Below are 1,747 nucleotides of genomic sequence, written 5' to 3' on the forward strand. Positions count from 1 at the left end.
CGACGGTTGCCTGCCGCAGGCTAACACCGTTTCCTTCGGAAACAAGGTCAACGTCAACACCAGAGTTTTTCTTACGAAAAACTAAAACCAGCATAGTCGCATTTGAGATTTATATTTTGGTTTGATATTTAAATTTATATTGAGGTTGTTTTTATTGTATGGCTATTTTTCATCTTGATTTTAAAATTGTGAAACGTTCAGAAGGCAGGTCTTCCGTTGCGAAGGCTGCCTATCATGCTCGTACACGCATAACAGATGAAAGAACAGGTGATACGTATGATTACAGTCGCCGTACTGATTTATATGGGCACTTCATATTAGCTCCAGCTAACGCACCAGAACACATCGTAAAAGATTCTACAGCATTGTGGAATGAAGTGGAAAAAGTCGAGCGCCAGAACAATGGTCAAACAGCCCGTTATTTCGATGTTTCCATTCCTACCGAGTTAAATAATGATGAAAAGAAAAAACTTGTCCTTGAGTATTGTCAGAAAAATTTCGTTGATAAAGGAATGATTGCTGACATCGCTTTCCATGATCTTGATAGTGATAACCCTCATGCTCACGTTATGTTGACCTTAAAAACCATAGGCCCGGAAGGTTTTGGTAAAAAAGAAAGAAGCTGGAACGACAGAAAAATGTCTGTTTTATGGCGTGAATCATGGTCAGCTATGGCTAACAGCTACCTTGCTGCCGCTGGTTCGTCAGAACGTATTGACCATCGTTCTCTTCAGGCCCAGCATGAAGAGGCATTAGAAAAAGCGGCGGTAGCTTTAGATAATGAAGAAAAAGCGTTATGGCTTGCCAAGGCCGCTGAAACAAATCGCCCTGCAATGAAACGTATCCACAGTGCCAAATGGCGTAGTAAGGCTGCTCAGGAGCAAAGAGCCGCAGAACAGGCTGTTCGTGACGCTGCTAAACAAGAAGCTGTTGAAGTCTACAAAACATTCAGTGAACTTGATCTTGAAATCGTCGTTGATGTCAGAAGCTTCACGATTACACATCTTGCTGAACCAGAACAAATCGTATTACCTGAAACACACTCCGGCTCTTCTACTGATGAGAATCAAAGACCTGTTTTGGTTGCACCAGCTCCTCATACTCGTATGCGTGGCGTTAAATCTTACCGTGATAAAACAAAAGTCAGTAAGGTCGTTGCAGGTAAGAAACCATCAGTCAGTATTTCTGGTTCTGGAACAAATACTATTCTGAAAACATCCACCTCTCAAAACCCAAACAGGGCATCCAGAAGCGCCCCTGACCGTGCAAGAAAGCATAAGACTACTCCACGTCAGGATAATATTTTTAAACGTTTCACAACTCTTGTCATAGATTTTTTCAAGCAGAAGTTTGTATGGGCTAAAGCAAACAAATCCCAAAATGATCTTATCAGTGAGGAACATGATAAACGTATTACTGAAAATTATGTCTTTGACGAAGTATTAGGCCGTTATATTTCTCGCGCTGAATATGAGAAACGAGCTAAGTTTAACCTAGATGACTACAAGCCAACACCGGATGAGATCACCCGTTTCCCAAGTCGTCCTAAGCACGAACTGCCAGAAAACGATCACAGCAAGGATCTAACTCCTTCTATGCCATCCCTACAAGCCAGAAGAAGTAATGTGTCAAAATCAAAGCCTCCGGGCTACTGGAAATAGAACCAATCTAATTACTTTAACTTTGGTTACTCTGGTGGTATTATTTTTAAACCCAATTTTTGTAAGGAATTTAAAATGAGTACTGT

Annotated in this window: 1 protein-coding gene; it reads left to right on the forward strand. The window is 41.2% G+C overall.

What is annotated here, in order from left to right:
- Nucleotides 1-158: 158 nt before the first annotated feature.
- Complete coding sequence (gene mobQ / locus KHQ28_RS28935) at nucleotides 159-1,661, forward strand: MobQ family relaxase (RefSeq protein ID WP_074181076.1); 1,503 nt, start codon at nucleotides 159-161, stop codon at nucleotides 1,659-1,661.
- Nucleotides 1,662-1,747 lie beyond the last annotated feature (86 nt).

It is taken from the genome of Klebsiella sp. 28 (assembly GCF_018223905.1).
Taxonomy (GTDB): Bacteria; Pseudomonadota; Gammaproteobacteria; order Enterobacterales; family Enterobacteriaceae; genus Klebsiella; species Klebsiella pneumoniae.